Annotated in this window: 11 protein-coding genes and 1 pseudogene; 7 read left to right on the top strand and 5 right to left on the bottom strand. The window is 64.6% G+C overall.

Annotated elements, in window-relative coordinates:
* Positions 1-92 precede the first annotated feature (92 nt).
* Positions 93-1,601, bottom strand: a complete 1,509-nt coding sequence (locus QQK18_RS20860; RefSeq protein ID WP_284342302.1) for an ATP-binding protein — start codon at positions 1,599-1,601, stop codon at positions 93-95.
* A 421-nt stretch (positions 1,602-2,022) separates the two neighbouring features.
* Between QQK18_RS20860 and QQK18_RS20855 the strand changes: the two genes are divergently transcribed.
* From QQK18_RS20855 to QQK18_RS20840, 4 genes are all read left to right on the top strand, one after another.
* Entirely contained in the window at positions 2,023-3,327 is a 1,305-nt protein-coding gene (locus tag QQK18_RS20855; protein ID WP_284342301.1) for a Gfo/Idh/MocA family protein, read from the top strand.
* A gap of 64 nt (positions 3,328-3,391) precedes the next feature.
* Entirely contained in the window at positions 3,392-4,081 is a 690-nt protein-coding gene (locus QQK18_RS20850) for a GntR family transcriptional regulator (protein ID WP_284342300.1), read from the top strand.
* Positions 4,082-4,220: 139 nt separating this feature from the next.
* The gene (locus QQK18_RS20845; protein ID WP_284342299.1) at positions 4,221-5,195 is read left to right on the top strand and encodes an aldo/keto reductase; all 975 of its coding nucleotides are present in this window, start codon (positions 4,221-4,223) and stop codon (positions 5,193-5,195) included.
* Positions 5,196-5,553: 358 nt separating this feature from the next.
* On the top strand, positions 5,554-8,463 hold the full coding sequence (locus QQK18_RS20840; protein WP_284342298.1) for an insulinase family protein: 2,910 nt from the start codon (positions 5,554-5,556) through the stop codon (positions 8,461-8,463).
* Positions 8,464-8,652: 189 nt separating this feature from the next.
* Here QQK18_RS20840 and QQK18_RS20835 read toward each other — a convergent pair.
* Positions 8,653-9,488, bottom strand: a pseudogene (locus QQK18_RS20835) (aldo/keto reductase).
* Positions 9,489-9,569: 81 nt separating this feature from the next.
* Here QQK18_RS20835 and QQK18_RS20830 point away from each other — a divergent pair.
* The 3 genes from QQK18_RS20830 (at position 9,570) to QQK18_RS20820 (ending at position 14,603) form a co-directional block, all read left to right on the top strand.
* Positions 9,570-10,577, top strand: a complete 1,008-nt coding sequence (locus QQK18_RS20830) for a ligase-associated DNA damage response exonuclease (protein ID WP_284342297.1) — start codon at positions 9,570-9,572, stop codon at positions 10,575-10,577.
* A complete protein-coding gene (locus tag QQK18_RS20825; RefSeq protein ID WP_284342296.1) occupies positions 10,574-12,151 on the top strand; it encodes a cisplatin damage response ATP-dependent DNA ligase in 1,578 nt (525 codons plus the stop codon). The genes QQK18_RS20830 and QQK18_RS20825 overlap by 4 nt, the downstream gene beginning before the upstream one ends.
* Positions 12,152-12,377: 226 nt before the next feature.
* Positions 12,378-14,603 carry a sensor domain-containing protein gene (locus tag QQK18_RS20820; protein WP_284342295.1) on the top strand — a complete coding sequence of 742 codons (2,226 nt, stop codon included), beginning with the start codon at positions 12,378-12,380 and terminating at the stop codon, positions 14,601-14,603.
* A 75-nt stretch (positions 14,604-14,678) separates the two neighbouring features.
* Here QQK18_RS20820 and QQK18_RS20815 read toward each other — a convergent pair whose 3' ends face one another.
* From QQK18_RS20815 to QQK18_RS20805, 3 genes are read right to left on the bottom strand one after another with little or no spacing between them, the layout of a single operon-like run.
* A complete protein-coding gene (locus tag QQK18_RS20815; RefSeq protein ID WP_284342294.1) occupies positions 14,679-15,749 on the bottom strand; it encodes a UTP--glucose-1-phosphate uridylyltransferase in 1,071 nt (356 codons plus the stop codon).
* Positions 15,750-15,754: 5 nt separating this feature from the next.
* Positions 15,755-16,147: a MerR family DNA-binding protein gene (locus QQK18_RS20810; protein WP_284342293.1), complete on the bottom strand. Its 393-nt coding sequence runs from the start codon at positions 16,145-16,147 to the stop codon at positions 15,755-15,757.
* Positions 16,134-17,867 (bottom strand): long-chain-fatty-acid--CoA ligase, encoded by a 1,734-nt coding sequence (locus QQK18_RS20805; protein WP_284342292.1) that lies wholly within the window; start codon positions 17,865-17,867, stop codon positions 16,134-16,136. Before QQK18_RS20805 ends, QQK18_RS20810 begins: the two co-directional genes overlap by 14 nt.
* Positions 17,868-18,015 lie beyond the last annotated feature (148 nt).

Here is an 18,015-nt window from a genome sequence, read left to right as displayed (position 1 = left end):
AGGTGATGCCGGTCTGCAATGACCATTTTTCCTCGGCCTGACCTGAATCTCAACACACGCTATTACGCTCGCGTAGCCAAGAGGCCAGACCGCTACTCCGCCGCGGGGCGTTCCTCAGTCATGGCATCGGGCCCTTCGGGGTCGCTCGGCGCCGTCTCGCAGCCGAGGTCGGGCAGGGCGACGACGCGGGCACCGCGGAAGTCGAGGCGTACCACGATCAGCCCGCGTTCCTCGAACCAGGTGAGCAGCCGTCGGGCCCGGCTCGGCGAATGCGTGCCGTAGGCGCGCGCCAGAGTCGCATCGGAAGGACACGGCTCTCCGGCAACCGCTGCCTGTGCGATCATCAGGAAAACGCCCTGGACATCGTCGGTAAGGCTCTCTGAAAGCGCCAGCGCCTGCTGCCAGGCCTCGCTTTCGGCGATCTCAGCGGCGACCCCGGCGCGAGCGACCGCGAGCTTCCGGCGAAAGGCGGGCAGGGCGGGCGGGTCGCCCGGCACGCGGCGGATGCGACAGCGCACCAGAAAATCCTGATAGAGCACGGCGACCGAGCGGAAGCCGGCATCGGGATCGTCGAGGAGTTCACGCATGACCGCGTCGATCAGCGCCTCGCGTTCGGCCTCGTCAATCTCGGGGAAAAGGCCTTGCGGCACATCCGCCTGCTGTGGCCGCGGCCGGGCCAGTTGAGCGAGGATGTCGGCGGTCGGGGTCGGCGGGGGTGGCGCCGCCCGACGCGGCGCCGGGCGCACCGGCTCCGGTTCGCGGGTGAAGATCAGCTCCTGTGCGTCGGCCGGCGCCTCGGGCAGGGGCGTCAGCTTCGGGCTCGTCGAGCGGGCCGAGGTTTCGACCGGACCGATGACGACGGGCAGCGGCCGGCGCGCGACGGCCGGACCGAGCGCGACGAAACGGCCGCGCTCCAGGTCGCGGAACTGCTCGGCCTGGCGCCGGTCCATGCCGAGAAGGTCGGCGGCACGCGCCATGTCGATGTCGAGGAAAGTGCGGCCCATCAGGAAGTTGCTGGCCTCGGCCGCAACGTTCTTGGCGAGCTTGGCGAGGCGCTGCGTGGCGATAACGCCGGCAAGCCCGCGTTTGCGGCCCCGGCACATGAGGTTGGTCATGGCGCCGAGCGAGAGCTTCCTTGCCTCGTCGGAAACCTCGCCGGCGGCGGCTGGGGCGAACAGCTGGGCCTCGTCGACGACGACCAACACCGGATACCAGAAATCGCGGTCGGCATCGAACATGCCGCCGAGAAAGGCTGCGGCGGCACGCATCTGCTGCTCGACGTCGAGCCCTTCGAGATTGAGCACCACCGACACGCGGTGCTGGCGGATGCGGCCGGCGATGCGGGTGAGTTCGTTCTCGGTACGGGCGGCGTCCACCACCACATGGCCGAACCTGTCGGCGAGGGTGACGAAATCACCCTCGGGATCGATGACGCACTGCTGCACCCATTGGGCGCTCTGCTCGAGCAACCGGCGCAGGAGATGTGATTTGCCCGAACCGGAATTGCCCTGCACCAGGAGGCGGGTGGCGAGCAGTTCTTCGAGATCCATGAGGGCCGCCCGCCCATCGGGCGCCGCTCCCATGTCGATGTCGACTTTCATGCTCAATCCGGGCTGGGACTCAATGACGGGCACTTCCCTTAGCATCCCCTGTCCGTGTCCGACCAGAAGCGGGAGCGCCTACCCACAGCTTGGCTCGGTTTGCACCGACTGTCCCCCTTCCACGGAGTCATCCCCACGAAAGTGGGGACCTCTGTTGGCAGAGCCTGCTAGCGAAACGGAGGTTTCCGCTTTCGCGGGAATGACCCGATGGGCGGGGGCGGAATCTGGTCAGAGCCGGTTTGCTTGTGCAGATTGCGGCTAAGCGAAGTCAGACCCGGTCACAATCCCGCACGCAGCATTTGACAAACGCCGCGCCTGCCTTCAATCTTGTATGGAAGATGGAGGCATACCTGCGGCGCATGCAGGCGTCCTGCTCTCCGCCGTCCTGTCCCCGAGTCCTGACCCTTAAGAATTCATCGCAATGAAATACGCCATCGTGGGCACAGGTGCCCGCCATTCCATGTTCCGCACGGCGGTCACCGAAACGCATGCACAAGGCAACGAGCTCGTTGCGCTGTGCGACGTCAACTCCAAGCGCCTGGCGCTGTCGGCCGGCAAGGTCAAGAACCAGAAGGGGAACGGAGTCGCCACTTATCACGCTGCCGAATTCGATCGCATGATCGCCGAGCAACGGCCGGACACGGTGATCGTGACGACCCCGGACTATCTCCACGACAAGTACATCGTCGAGGCGCTGCGCGCGGGCTGCAATGTGATGACCGAGAAGCCGATGACGATCAACGTCGAAAAGCTCAAGGCTATCCTCGATGCGCAGCGCGAAACCGGCAAGTCGGTCGCCGTCACCTTCAACTATCGCTACACGCCCGCCCGCACCCAGCTCAAGGATATCCTGATGGCCGGCACCATCGGCGAGATCACGGCGATCGACTTCCGCTGGTATCTCGACCGGGTGCACGGGGCGGACTATTTCCGCCGCTGGCATCGCTACAAGGACAAGTCCGGCGGATTGCTTGTCCACAAGTCCACCCACCATTTCGATCTGCTCAACTGGTGGACGGCCTCGTTTCCGGTGCATGTGGCGGCCAACGGCAAGCGTGATTTCTATACACCCGAGATGGCGATCAAGCTCGGGCTGGCCGGCCATGGCGAGCGCTGCCACGAGTGTCCGGTCGCCGACAGGTGCGACTTCCGCATGGACCTCGAAGAGAACGACAAGCTGCGCGAGCTCTATCTCGATGCCGAGGACGAGGACGGCTACATCCGCGACAAGTGCGTGTTCGCGCCCGACATCACCATCGAAGACACCATGCAGGTGCAGGTCGCCTATGCCAACGGCATCTCTTGCAACTATACGCTCTGCGCCTACAGCCCCTGGGAGGGGCTGGAAATCAAGTTCCACGGCACCAAGGGCGAGCTGACCCATCGGCATGTCGAGGTGCACGGGGTCTTCGGCGGCGATCGGCAGCGGCCGGTCGAGGACGGGATCACGACGGAATTGCATCTTGCCGGCAAGGCACCGGAAAAGCTCGAGGTGTGGGAAGGATCCGGCGACCATGGCGGGGCGGATCCGATCATGCTCGGCTATCTCTTCGATCCGCAGGGCGTCGAGCCTGACCGCTACAACCGCAGCTCGGACCAGGTGGCCGGCGCCTGGTCGATCCTCACCGGCATCGCGGCCAATCAGGCGATCGCCACGGGCGAGCGCATCCATGTCGGCGAGATGCTCAAGACCGCGGGAATCGACCTCGGCGTCGATTTTGGGTAACGATCGCGGGAATGGTGGAGGAGGTCACATAGTGGGAGAGGTGCTGCAACCGGTGGAGGAGGCGGTGAGCGATACGATCGCTTCCCGTGTGGTTGCGGCCCTGCGCGAGGAGATCGTCACCCTCAAGCTCAAGCCTGGCGATGCCATCTCGGAAAGCGATATCGCGGCGCGCTACGGCATTTCCCGCCAGCCGGCGCGTGAGGCCTTCATCCGCCTCGCTCAGCAGGGGCTTTTGCTCATCCGCCCCAAACGGGCGACCGTGGTCAAGAAGATTTCGGCCGACGGCGTGCGGCAATCGCGTTTCATCCGCGAATCCATCGAGGTCGAGATCGTGCGGCGGGTGGCGGGGGCGCACCTGCCGGAGACGAAAGAAGCGCTCAAGGCCATCATCGCCGATCAGGAGGCCGCGTCCGAGATCGAGGACGTCCATGGCTTCCACGAACTCGACGAGCTCTTCCACAGGACGCTCGCGCGTCTCGCCGGTGTCGAATACGCCTGGCAGCTCGTCGACGACCACAAGATCCAGCTTGACCGGGTGCGCTACCTGACGCTCGGTGTTGCCAGCCAGAAGCGGGCTATCACCGAGCACAAGGCGATCGTGGCAGCGGTGGCGGCGGGTGATGCGGCCGGCGCGGAAGCGGCCATGCGCGCCCATCTGGCGCGCGCCGAGGTGCTGCTCGGTCAGACCATTGCCGAGCATCCGGACTACTTCGAAGCCGAGGAGGACGAACCGGCCGAAGGCGAGACGGTCTAAAGTGAGACGCAAAAAGTGAGAATCGGGTTTTTGCAGAAAATCTCGCGACAACAAGACGTTAGGGCGCGGGATTTGATCCAATCAAATCGTATCGTGCTCTAGCCCGATGCTGCTGGCTCACAGCTGGAGGAAAAAGCGCATGAACAGGCGCCGTTTGGGCAAAACCGGCTATATGGTCTCCGAAATCGGGCTCGGCTGCTGGCAGCTCGGTGGCGATTTCGGGCCGGTCGGCGACGAGACCGCCTCGGCCATCCTCGATGCGGCCAACCGGCTCGGAGTCAATTTCTGGGATACGGCCGACGTCTATGGCGGCGGACTCTCGGAGAGCCGCATCGGTGCGCACTCCAAGAATCCGGACGTTCTCGTTGCCACCAAGCTCGGCCGGTCCGGCACGCTCTATCCCGACAAATATACCAAGGCCGGCGTGCGCGAGAGTCTCGAGGGGTCGGCAAAGCGGCTCGGCGTCGAGACGCTCTATCTCGCGCAGTTGCACTGCGTGCCGATCGACGTCATCCGCGACGGCGCGATCTTCAACTGGATGGACGACCTGCAACAGGCGGGGCTCGTTCGCTTCTATGGCGCCAGCGTCGAGACCATCGAGCAGGCGATGATCTGCCTTGCGCACGAGAACGTCTCGACGCTGCAGATCATCTTCAACATTTTCCGCCAGGACCATGCCGAAAAGCTGCTACCGATCGCGGCTGACAAGGATGTGGGCATCATCGTCCGCCTGCCGCTCGCCAGCGGGCTCCTCTCGGGCAAGTTCGGGCGCGACACGCAGTTTTCCGCGCAGGACCACCGCAACTATAACCGCGACGGGCAGGCTTTCTCGGTCGGCGAGACCTTCTCGGGGATACCGTTCGAGAAGGGCGTCGAACTCGTCGAGGAACTGAAGGGCAAGGTGCCCGCTGATGTGCCGCTGGCGCAGATGGCGCTGCGCTGGATTCTCGATCATCCCGCCGTCTCGACCATCATTGCCGGGGTGAGCAGGCCCGCCCAACTCGAGGACAACGTGGCAGCGACCAGGCTCGCCCCGCTGCCCGAGGCGACGATGGCGGACCTGGCGAGTTGGTATACGCAACGGGTGCGTCCGCAGGTGCGCGGCGAGATTTAGGGCGGCGTTGTGCCTCCGGTGCACCACCACCCTCAATGTCATTCCGGCGTAGACCGGCATCCATCCTTGAGATCCAGCGCCAGCCGCAAGGTATTTGTCTCGTCTACGAAAACATCACCAACTCAGGTCATTCCCGCGAAAGCGGGAACCTCTGTTTTTTAGACCAGCATCGCCAACCGAGGTCCCCGCTTTCGCGGGGATGACCCGGTGGGTGGGTGGGATTATGCCTCTGGCGTGGCCCCGGCGTCTGGCCTTCCGGCGCTCGTTTAGCCCCAACATTCACGATCGGCACTGGCGCTCCGTGTCCCGCCTTCCTACGTTGTGGGTTCCTACCCAAGTCGTTTCAGCGAGTACATCCATGTCCGACCATGCCGCCTTCGATCTCGTGCGCGAGGAAACCATCCCCGAGGTCAATTCGCTGGCGCGGCACTACCGGCACAGGAAGACCGGGGCGGAGGTCATCAGCCTCATCAACGACGACGAGAACAAGGTGTTCGGCATCACCTTGAAGACACCGCCGGACGATTCCACCGGCATTGCTCATATCCTCGAGCATTCGGTGCTGTGCGGGAGTCGCAAATATCCGGTCAAGAAGCCGTTCGTCGAGCTGATCAAGGGCTCGATGCACACCTTCCTCAATGCGATGACCTTTCCGGACAAGACGGCCTATCCGGTGGCCAGCCAGAACCTTGCCGATTTCTACAACCTCGTCGACGTCTATCTCGACTCCGTGTTCTTTCCGCTGATCACCGAGGACACCTTCCGTCAGGAGGGCTGGCACTACGAGATCGAGGAGAAGAATGCGCCGCTCACCTACAAGGGCGTCGTGTTCAACGAGATGAAGGGCGCCTGGTCCTCGCCCGACGCGCTGATGCACAAGACGGCGCAGCAGGCCCTCTATCCCGACACCACCTACGGCAAGTCGTCGGGCGGCGAACCGGTGGTGATGCCCGAGTTGACCTACGAGAAGTTCAAGCGCTTCCACCAGACCTTCTACCACCCGTCGAACGCGCGGGCGTTCTTTTCGGGCGACGACGATCCGGCAAGACGCCTCGACATACTCGACGAATACTTCTCGCAGTTCGAGCGGATCAAGGTCGACGCCGAGATCGGTCTCCAGGGGCGGTTCAACGAGCCGCGGCGGGTGGCGGCGACCTATGCCGGCACCAAGGCCGAGGGCAAGCCCCGCGACGGCATGGTGACGGTCAACTGGATGATCGACCCTCCGGGCGGCCGCGAGGAGGCGCTAGCCAACGGCATCATCTCCTATATCCTGATGGGCACACCAGCCGCGCCGCTGCGCAAGGCGCTCACCGATTCCGGGCTCGGCGAGGGTCTGATGGGCGGAGGGATCTCCTCAGGCCTGCGGCAGCCCATGGCAACCTTCGGACTTAAGGGCATCGACCCGGCCGACGCCGGCAAGGTCGAGGAATTGATCCTTTCGACCCTTAGGGATCTCAAGGAGAAGGGCATTGATGCCGAGGCCATCGAGGCGGCGCTCAATACCATCGAGTTCTCGCTGCGCGAGTACAACACCGGCTCGTTCCCGCGCGGCATCGCCATGATGTTCGCAAGCCTCTCCACCTGGCTCCATCAGGACGATCCGCTTGCGCCCCTGCAGTTCGAGGCACCCCTCGCCAAGATCAAGGAGAAGGCGCAGTCCGGCTATTTCGAGGACCTCATCGGCAAGCGCTTCCTCGACAACACCCATCGGGTAACCGTCACGCTCTCGGCCGACGAAGGGCAGGGTGCGCGCGAGGAGGCAGCCGAGGCCGAAAAGCTCGCCGCCATCCGTGCCGGGATGAGCGAGGCCGAGATCGAGGCGGCCATCGAGACGACGAAAACGCTCAAGGCTCTGCAGGAGAAGGAGGACGATCCGGCCGATCTTGCCAAGATCCCGTCCCTGACCCGCGCGGATCTGCCGCGCGAGATCCGCACAGTGCCAATCGAGCGCGGCGATATCGCCGGCACGCGACTCTTCACCCACGACCTGCCAACGCTCGGCATCTTCTATCTCGACCTCGGCTTCGACCTGCATGCGCTCGATGCCGAGCTTTTGCCCTATGTGCCGCTATTCGGCCGGGCTCTGCTGCAGACGGGGACCGAGAAGGAAGATTTCGTCTCGCTCACCCAGCGCATTGGCCGGTCGACCGGCGGCATCTCGCAGCACCGGGGCGTTTCCACCCGCCAGGGCAGGGACGGCACAGCGGCGTGGTTCTTCCTCTCGGGCAAGGCGGTGCCCGACAGGATCCCGGAACTCCTTGCCATCCTTAGGGATGTCATCCTTTCCGCGCGGCTCGACAACCGGGCGCGCTTCAAGCAGATGGCGCTCGAGGAAAAGGCGATGCTCGAGGCCCGGCTGGTGCCGGGCGGCAACGGCTTCGTCGACCTGCGCATCAAATCGGCGCTGACCGAGGCCGGGTGGGTCGCCGAGCAGATGGGCGGCATCAGCTATCTGGAATTCCTGCGCACGCTGGTTAAGCGCATCGAAAGCGACTGGGAAAGCGTGCAGCGGGCGCTCGAGACGATCAGGCGCCTCCTCGTCAACCGGGCGCAGATGGTCGTCAACGTCACCGCCGACGACGAACTCTGGCGTCAAACCCAGGCGGAGCTGCGTGCTTTCCTTGTCGATCTGCCCAGCGGACCGGTGCACCGCATAGATTGGGGGATCGGCGTGCCGCCGGTCAACGAGGGCCTGACCATTCCCGCCCAGGTCAACTATGTCGGCAAGGGCGCCAACCTGCGAGACTTGGGCTTCGAGCTCACCGGGGCGGCGAATGTCGCGCTCAAGTTCCTCAATACCACCTGGCTCTGGGACAAGGTGCGGGTGCAGGGCGGCGCCTATGGCGGGTCGAGTCGTTTCGACCTGGTGTCGGGCAACTTCGCCTTCCTCTCCTACCGCGACCCCAATCTCCTCAAGACCCTCGATGCCTATGACGGCTCGGCCAAGGCCTTGCGCAACGGCATCGGGGAGACCGAACTCACCCGCTCGATCATCGGCGTCATCGGCGACATGGACCCCTACCAGTTCCCCGACGCCAAGGGGTATTCCTCGATGTGGCGGGAACTGACCGGTACCACCGACGCGGTGCGCCAGCAGCGGCGCGACGAGGTGCTGGCGACGCAGCCCAGGGATTTCCTGGCGCTTGCCGACGCGCTCGAGGCGGTGGCGAGTGCGGGGCGGGTGGTGGTCCTCGGCAATGTCTCGGCCATCGAGAAGGCCAATGCCGATAAGGGCGGGTTCCTGGCGGTCAGCAAGGTGATGTGAGGGCGCTGGCGCCAGCTGCGACGAAGGCCCCTCACCCTGTCCCTCTCCCCAGAGGGGCGAGGGGACCCTGTGGATGCGCATGATACATACACGAGCACTGAGCTCACCTCGCCCCTCTGGGGAGGTCGGCCTCCCCGGGTCGCGTCGCGCCCGAGGACAGGCTCCGGGCCGGGTGAGGGGCCTTCCACTCTAAATCATCTCCAGTCCGCGCTTGCCCCGCGGCGGTGGAAAGGCCCTGTCTAGACGGGCGCGGTCCTCGTTGGTCAGGCGGATGTCGAGGGCCTTGAGATTCTCCTCCACCCGTTCGGAATCGCTGGTCTTGGGGATGGCGATGACGCCGGGCTTGTCCAGCACAAAGGCGAGAGCAATCTGCACGGGCGTTGCGCGGTGCGCTTCGGCAATGGCGGCAAGCTCGGACGAACGTGCCAGCCGTCCCTGTTCGATGGGCGAATAGGCCGTGATCGGCATCGAACGCCGGCGCGACCAGTCGAGCAGGTCGTGCTCGATGCCGCGGCGCGAGAGGTTGTAGAGTACCTGGTTGGTGGCGCAGCCGTCCGAGAGCGCTTCCAGTTCCTCCATGTCGTCGACATCGAAGTTGGAGACCCCCCAGCGCAGGATCTTGCCGTCGGCCTTGAGCTTCTCGAAGGCGCGCACGGTCTCCTCCAGGCGGAAGGAGCCGCGCCAATGGAGCAGGTAGAGGTCGAGCCGGTCGGTTTCGAGGCGGCGCAGGCTCTCCTCACAGGCACGGAGGGTGCGATCATAGGAGGCGTTGGACGGGAGCACCTTGCTGACGAGGTAAACCTCGTCGCGCCGCCCGGCGATCGCTTCCGCCACCACGCGCTCGGCACCGCCCTGGCCGTACATCTCGGCGTGTCGATCAGCGATATGCCGAGCTCGAGCCCGACGCGCAGCGTTTCCACCTCCCTGTCGTGATCGCCGCGCCGTTCTCCCATCATCCAGGTGCCCAGCCCAAAAACGGGCATCTGCGAGCGATCGGGCAAGGGAGTCGTCGGAATCGTCGTCATCGTGCACCTTCCTGCGGGGATATCATCGAACGCCAGGGGCAACCGCGGACATCTCCCCACCGTTCCCATGAACCGGCTACAATGAACGCCATGACGCTGATCGACCGCAACCTCCATATCCGCGCCATCGACACTTATGTCGATCCGACCGTGCCGCGGGCACGGGCGATCGTCACCCATGGCCATTCCGATCATGCGCGGTCCGGGCACGGCGCGGTGCTGGCGACGGCCGATACCATCGCCGTCATGAAGACGCGTTATGGGGACGATTGCGCCGGCCAATTCCAGGAGGTCGCCTTCGGCGAACCGGTCTCGATCGATGACGTCACCATCACCCTTTATCCGGCGGGGCACATTCTCGGCAGCGCCCAGGTGCTGATCGAGCACCAAGGGCAGCGCATCGTCGTCACCGGCGACTATAAGCGCCTGCCCGACGCGACGGCGCAGCCCTTCGAACTCGTCGAGTGCGACCTGCTGGTGACCGAAGCGACGTTCGGCCTGCCGGTCTTCCAGCACCCCGAGCCGCAGTCGGAGATCGCGCGCCTGTTGCGCTCGCTCGCGGCCAATGCCGATCGCGCGCATCTCATCGGCGCCTATCCGCTGGGCAAGGCGCAACGGGTCATCCGGCTGCTGCGGGATACCGGCTATGACGAGCCGATCTATCTCCATGGCGCCATGGTGCGGCTTTGCACGCTTTACGAGGAGCGGGGCGTCGCGCTCGGCGACCTGCGGCTGGCGATCGAAGCGAGCAAGGCCGAGCTCGCCGGCAAGATTGTCGTCGGGCCGCCCTCGGCCCTAAAGGACCGGTGGAGCCGGCGGCTGCCCGATCCGGTGCTGGCCATGGCCTCGGGCTGGATGAGCGTCAAGCAGCGCGCCCGGCAGAGCGGCGTCGAGCTGCCGCTGATCATTTCCGATCATGCCGACTGGAACGAGCTCGGGCAGACCATCGCGGATACCCGGGCGGGTACGATCTGGGTCACGCATGGGCGCGAGGATGCGCTGGTCTACTATTGCCAGCAGCAGGGGCTTGCCGCCGAGCCGCTCAACATCCAGGGCTTCGAGGACGATGGCGGGGAGGGCGAGGAGTGAAGCGCTTCGCCCAATTGCTCGAGCTGCTGGCGCTCACCCCCTCGCGCAACCGCAAGATCGCGGCGCTTGCGGAGTATTTCCGCACTACGCCCGATCCGGATCGGGGGCTGGCGCTCGCGGTTTTGACCGGCGCCCTGACCTTCCGCAACGTCAAGCCGGCGCTGTTGAAGGAAACGGTGCTTGCCGAGGTCGATCCCCACCTTTTTGCCCTGAGCTATGACTATGTGGGGGATCTCGGTGAAACCATCGCGCTCATCTGGCCGCATCACGGGGGCACGGAGGAGCTGCCGCGGCTTTCCGACCTCATCGAACTCTTCAACACCACCTCGAAGCGTGACCTGCCAGGGCTCATCGCTTCGCTCCTGACGCGGGCCGAGGTCAACGAGCGGTGGGCGCTGGTCAAGCTCGCGACCGGCGCCTTGCGCATCGGCCTTTCTGCGCGCCTCGCCAAGACCGCGCTCGCCGAGATGAGCGGGAAGGACCTGCAGAAGATCGAGGAGATCTGGCACGGACTGACGCCACCCTATACCGAACTCTTCGCGTGGCTCGAGGACAAGAGCGAAGCGCCCGACATCGCCCATACGGCGCGCTTCCACCCGCTGATGCTCTCCAATGCCATCGACGAGGAGAAGGACCTCACGGCGCTCGATCCGCGTGATTTCGCCGCCGAGTGGAAGTGGGACGGCATCAGGGTGCAACTGGTGATGGGCAAGGGCGGCATCTCGCTTTTCTCGCGCACCGGTGACGACATCGCGCATGCCTTTCCCGATATCGTCGAAGAGGTGTTCGGAGAAGCGGTATTGGACGGAGAACTGCTGGTCGGACACGGCTTCGATCCGGCCCCGTTCAATGATCTGCAGCAGCGGCTCAACCGCAAGGTGGCGCTGGCCAAGCACCTCAAGGAGTATCCGGCCTTCATCCGCGTCTACGATATACTTTACGACGGCGACGAGGACATAAGGCCGCTGATGTGGCGCGAACGGCGCGAGCGGCTCGAGGATTGGTTTACCCGCCATCCGCAGACCCATATGGACGTCTCGCAGGTTATCCCGTTCGCCGACTGGCAGGAGCTTGCCGCCATCCGGCGGCGCGGCGCCGACGAGCATGGGCATGAGGGGGTGATGCTCAAGCTCAAGACCTCGCCCTATGTACCGGGCCGGCCCAAAGGCCTGTGGTTCAAGTGGAAGCGGGACCCCAACGTTGTCGACGCTGTGCTGATGTATGCCCAGCGTGGGCACGGCAAGCGCTCCTCGTTCTATTCGGATTATACGTTTGGCGTCTGGGCCGGCAACGAGATCGTGCCGATCGGCAAGGCCTATTTCGGCTTCACCGACGAGGAGTTGAAGCAGCTGGACCGCTGGATCCGCGCCAACACCATCAGCTCGTTCGGACCGGTGCGGGAAGTGCGGAAAGAGCTGGTCTTCGAGGTCGCCTTCGACAGCGCCCAGCTCTCGGGCCGGCACAAATCAGGCGTGGCGTTGCGCTTTCCGCGCATCAATCGTATCCGCTGGGACAAGCCCGCCGCCGAGGCGGCCAGCCTCGATGAGGTGCGGGCACTGGTGCCGGCAACGTGACTTTTTGTTGTGCGGGATTGTTCGCGAAAAACCGGTTCCATCCCCGGATCCAAGTCCGGGACAGGCTTTTCGCATCCCGCTTTAGCGGCTCGGAAACCCTGTCGGTTTGCGTTTGTGGGCAAAGCTGGCATTGCCGGGAAAACATGCGGACTTCGTTTACGGTTCTTTCCACACACTGGTCCTCAGCATGGCAAGGCTTGCGGCCGCTAACGAGGATATGGGCCGAATGACCAGCGGGGGAAGCATGGATCCGGCGACGGGTCCGGGAAGGGGGGACGAGGCCTATTTCGTGGGCCTTGCCGCCAATTGCACCGATCGCGCCGTCCTCGTCGCCGAGGAGGCAGGGCCGATCGTCTACTGCAACGACGTCTTCTGCACCATGTTCGGTTTTTCTCGCGAGGAGGTGATCGGCGCCCTGCCGCTGCCGCTTCTCGGGCGCGGCGACATGAGCGAGGAGGCGGTCGAGGCGGCGCGCGCGGATCTGCGTGCCGGCAAGATCTACGAGGAGGAAACCCTCGTTGCCAGGCGGAACGGCGAGACGCTCTGCCTTTCCGCCACGCTCTTCTCGCGTCTTCATACCGACACGGGAGCGCGGCACACGGTCTTCGTGTTCTCCAACATCACCGAGAGCAAGCAGATCCAGTCGCTGCAGCGCGACGTGCTCGAGGCGATAGCCAGGGACATGCCGCTCGTCGAGATCATGGATCTGCTCTGCCGCCGGGTCGAGGCGATAGCGCCGGATGTCACGTGCTCGGTGCTGGCGGTCGAGGACGGATGCGTCAAGCCGCTGGCGGCCCCGCGCATGCCCCCCTTCTTCAGCGAGGCGATCGATGGCCTTCCCATCGGCCCGGCGGAGGGGTCGTGCGGAACTGCGGCCTGGCGCGGTGAGCCCGTGGTCGTCGCCGATATCGAAAACGATCCGCTGTGGGCGCACTATCGCGCCTTGGCGCTGCCGTTGGGACTGCTAGCCTGCTGGTCGAGCCCGATCAAGCTGCGCGACGGGCAGGTCGCAGGCACCTTCGCCTTCTACTATCGCAGCAAGCGCGCGCCTTCGGCCTGGCATCACCACATCGTCGAGGCATGCGTGCACCTTTGCGTGGTGGCTATCGAACGTGCGCTGGCCAAGGCACACATCGACCGGCTCGCCTATTACGACGCGCTGACGGGCCTGCCGAACCGCACGATGCTTCGCGAGAGGATCGGCGGCGTGCTGGCGGGCAAAGTCGATGGCCCGGATACGGCAATGCTCTTTCTCGACGTCGATCACTTCAAGGACGTCAACGATACCCTCGGCCATTCGGTTGGCGACAAACTGCTGGTCGAGATCGCGCAGCGGCTGCGCACGCTGGTGGGGCGGGACGATCTCGTCGGACGGCTCAGCGGCGATGAGTTCGTGATCCTGTTGCAGGACGCGGATGGCGATGGGGCGGCACGCCTCGCCCAGCAGGTCCTCGAGGCGATGCATGCGCCGGTAATGATCGAGGACGTGGCGCTGCCGGCTTCGGTTAGCATCGGCATCAGCCTTTTTCCCGCCGACGGTATGGACGGGGACACGCTCCTCAAGCACGCCGATTCCGCCATGTACCAGGCCAAGGGGGGTGGCCGAGCCACCTATCGCTTCTTCAGCCCGCGGATGAATTCCATGGCGCAGGACCGGCTGCTGCTCGGCGCGGCGCTGCGGGAGGCCATCGCCAACGGCGACCTCGAGCTACACTACCAGCCGCAGATCGCCACACGCACCGGAGAGCTGCATGCCGTCGAGGCGCTGGCGCGCTGGACGCACCCGGAATTCGGTCCGATCTCGCCCGGCCGTTTCATTGCCCTTGCCGAAGAGAGCGGGCAGATCGAGACACTGGGGGAATGGGGGATCGAAGAGGCCTGCCGGCAGATGGGCGACTGGCGGCAGCGCGGCATCGCCGTTCCGTCGGTCTCGGTCAACATATCGCCCCTGCATTTCCGCAATAGGGACATCATCCCGCCGGTGCGCAGTGCGCTCGCGCGGCACGGCATCGAGCCACAGATGCTGACCATCGAGATCACCGAACGGGTGATCCTCGACGATTGCCCGATGGCCCTCGAAAACGCCCACGCGCTCGACGCGCTCGGGGTTCGGCTGTCGATGGACGATTTCGGCACCGGCTATTCGAGCCTTTCGCACCTCGCCAGCATTCCGGCGCGCGAGCTCAAGATCGACCGCAGCTTCATGAAGGACCTGCTGACCGGATCTTCGCCGGGAGCGATCGTCACGGCAGTGGTGCGGATCGGGCAAAGCCTCGGGATGACAGTGGTGGCCGAGGGGGTCGAGACCTCCCTGCAGCACTTCTTCCTCGAAACCCTCGGGTGCGATGTGTTGCAGGGCTATCTCTTCTCGCCGGCGCTGCCCCCGCCCGCGCTCGAGGCTTGGCTCAAGGAACGCAATGTGCAGGCCAGCGCGCTGGCGGTGCATGGGTGACTCTCGGCTTTGAAGGGCGTCAGATGCGTCGGTGAGGGCACGACAGCTGGACGGCGTGGTGCCGGCGTGAGGATTTCACCAGCGGATCAGCCCGGTCGCGGTCAAGGCCTCGACGAGGCCGGCGCGAGAGTCATCGAGGTCTTCGAGGCGCTTGATTGGAGTGAAGCGGGAATCGACACCGCCCCGGGGCACGGCTATGGCGTTGAGCCCCGCGATGCTGCCGATGTCGCCCAGCAATTGCTCGAACTGAATGATGTTGCGGTCGTCGGGCATGGTCTTCGAGACTGCGTGGTAGGGCAACTTGTCGGCCATCTGCGCAGTGCTGCGGCCGACGATGAAGGTGTTGGTGCTCAGAAAGAACGCGCCTTTCGGTCGCTCGGCGGCTTCAACCTGGAAACCCTCGATGATCTCGAAGCCGCGCGGCGCGATGGCGAGATAGCCGCCGACGTCGGCGGAGGTGCCTGGCGCAGCTTCAACCGTCGCGTGGGCTCCACTAGCGGCGTGGGCGCCGACGATGCCGGGGTCAAGGATCGCCAGCAGGTTGTCGATGTTCGAGATCTGCCAATAGATCGGTGCGGTCTCCGCCTTGAAGCCGTGGGCAGCGAGCAGGTGCAGCACCTCTCCATGACCGGGCGGGTTGAAACTCAGACCGCCGTCGGTCTCCCTGACGAGGCGCCCCTCAGGGTCGATCCTTGGCAGCACGGTTTGGCGCACCAGCGTGATGGCGAGATGTCGGAAGGCGTGCTCATCGATGATCCGACGCACCGCATTTTCGGTGGCAAAGCTGACAATGACGATGACGGGTAAGGTCGTCTCGCGCCGAGCGGCGATGCTTTCCAGCGCCTCGAGCTTGATGCGCAGCAGCGGCCATCCCGGCACGAGATCGACAGCCGCCTTGGCTTCCCCACCGAAGCGTGTGGCGAGACCGCCAGCGAGTATGGCAGCCCCAACACCGCCTTGCGCGATCAGATCCCAACCTGCTTCGACGTGCTGCGTGGTACTGCCTTGTGCAAGATCGGCAGGCGTGGCGTAGCGCAAATCGGTCCTGAGGGCCCGCTTGAGATTACCTCGTGCGAACTGCTCGCGAAGACGCTCGAACAGCGCCGCGTCGTACTGCGCCGGCGTTTCTGTACCTGCATGCTTCACAGGTCTTAAGCCCCCGTGGCCATTCGTTCGAGTGCCAGCTTGCGGATTTCGCGGAGTTCCGAGATCGTCGTTTGCAGATCCCGCATCTGGTTTTCGAGCGCGGCCAGCCGCGCGCCGACCTTCTCGGCCAGCAGGTGTACCTGCTGGTTCCGATCGGCATCGTAGAGCGAGAGATAGTCCGAGATGTCGCGCAGCGAGAAGCCCAGCCGCTTGCCGCGCAGGATCAGGATCAGCCGGGCGCGGTCGCGCCGGCGGAAGATGCGGGTGGCGCCGACCCGCTCGGGCGCGATCAGGCCCTTGGATTCGTAGAAGCGGATGGCGCGTGTAGAGATGCCGAACTCGCGGGCGAGATCGGCGATGGCGAAGAGATCCTTGCTCTCGCTCTCAGGCTTGTTCACGGTTCTTTGCCTTCATCTGAGCGTAGTCCTCGCGCAGTTCCTTCTTGGAAAGCTTGCCGATAAGAGTCTTGGGCAGCGCTTGCTTGAAGATGATTTCCCGCGGCATTTCAATCTTGTTCAGCCTTTCGGCAAGGAACGACTTGATCTCGCTCTCGCTCGCGGCCTCATCGGTCTTGAGCTTGACGAAAGCGACGGGAGCCTCGCCGCGGTATTGGTCGGGCACGCCGATGACATTGACTTCGTCGACCGCCGGATGCTCGGCGAGCGCCTCTTCGATCACGCGCGGATAGACCTTGAAGCCCGAACAGATGATCATGTCCTTGATACGATCGACGAGGAAGACATAGCCGTCCTCGTCCATGTGTCCGACATCACCCGTGCGCAGCCACCCGTCCATGAAGACGTCCTCGGTCGCTTCCCTATTGTTGTAGTACCCCAGCATCACCTGCGGCCCCTTGACCTGCAGCTCGCCGTCCTCCCCGATGCCGAGCACTCGGCCGCTGTCGATGTCGACGAAGCGGATGTCGGTCGCGGGCAGGGGCAGACCGATCGACATGGGCTTGGACGGCACCCGCAGAGCCGCGCAGCAGACGACCGGTGAAGCCTCGGTCAGGCCGTAGCCCTCGGCGAGCAGCGCCTTCGACTTCTTGGCGAAGGCTTCCCGCACTTCGTTGGGAAGCGCCGCTCCGCCCGAGACGGCGACTTCGAGGCTCGAAAGGTCGTTTGATGTGATGTTGTCGGCGCGGGCTAGGGCGGTCAGCAGCGTCGGCACTGTGGGCAGGATGTTTGCCCTTGTACGCGCGATGAGGTCGGCAAGGGCCTTGAGCTCGAACCGCGGCAGCATGACCACCTGGGCGCCATTGCAGAGCGGCACGTTCATGCAGACGGTCATAGCGAAGATGTGGAAGAACGGCAGCACGGCGACGACCTTGGTCGGCGGGTAGAACAGGTCGCAGCCCCATTTGTCGATCTGGCTCATATTGGCCGCGACATTGGCATGGGTGAGGAGCGCACCCTTGGGTATGCCCGTGGTGCCGCCCGTATATTGTTGGACCGCGATGTCCGTGTGCGGATCGATCGTCACCGGCTCCGGCGTCAGCTTGCGCGCGACGAGCTGACGATAGTGGGCAACACGCCCGGCGATGCGGGAGCGGCGGGTGTCGACGAGATCCTTGCGCTTGGCGAGCGAGAACAGCACCTTCTTGGCGAGCGGCAGGGCATCGGGGAAATGGCAGACGATCAGCGAGCCGATGCGGCCCGTCTCGACCAGCGTCTCGGCCTTCTCGAAGATCATCTTGAGATCGAGAGTGATCATAAGGTCGGCGCCGGCGTTGTCGGCCATGTGCGCGAGCTCGTCGACCGTATAGAGCGGGTTACAGTTGACCACGGTGCCGCCGGCGCGCAGCACAGCGTAGTAGGCGACGGGATAGAATGGCGTGTTGGGCAGCAGCAGCGCCACGCGCGTTCCTTTAGTGACGCCGAACTCGCTCTGCAGGGCGCCGGCAAATGCGGTGATGGCGTCGGCGAGGGCGCCGAATGTTGTAGTGGCGCCGAGGAAGTCCAGGGCAATGGCGGAAGGGGTCTTGGCGCAGGCATCCAGGACCTGCTCGTGAACCGGACGAATGTCGATATCGACGTCCCAGTCGATGCCTTCCGGATAGTGATCGATCCACGGGCGCAGCGGTTGCGACGTGCGGTTCGCGTCTGCCTTTTTGTCCATAGTCTCCTCCTCGACCCGTTTCCGAACGACCGTGCCCGGGCACTGGCCGGCCGCGGTCTTGGTGCCGCGAAATGCCGATGGTTCGAGTATTCCACGGCTTTACGTAAGCGTCAAACAGATGCCGGAGAGGCAAACCAAGCGATGGGTC

This window comes from Devosia nitrariae, from assembly GCF_030160115.1.
In the GTDB taxonomy this organism is placed as follows: Bacteria; Pseudomonadota; Alphaproteobacteria; order Rhizobiales; family Devosiaceae; genus Devosia; species Devosia nitrariae.
Note: the sequence above shows the minus strand (reverse complement) of the source record. Positions and strands in the feature narration are given on the sequence as shown.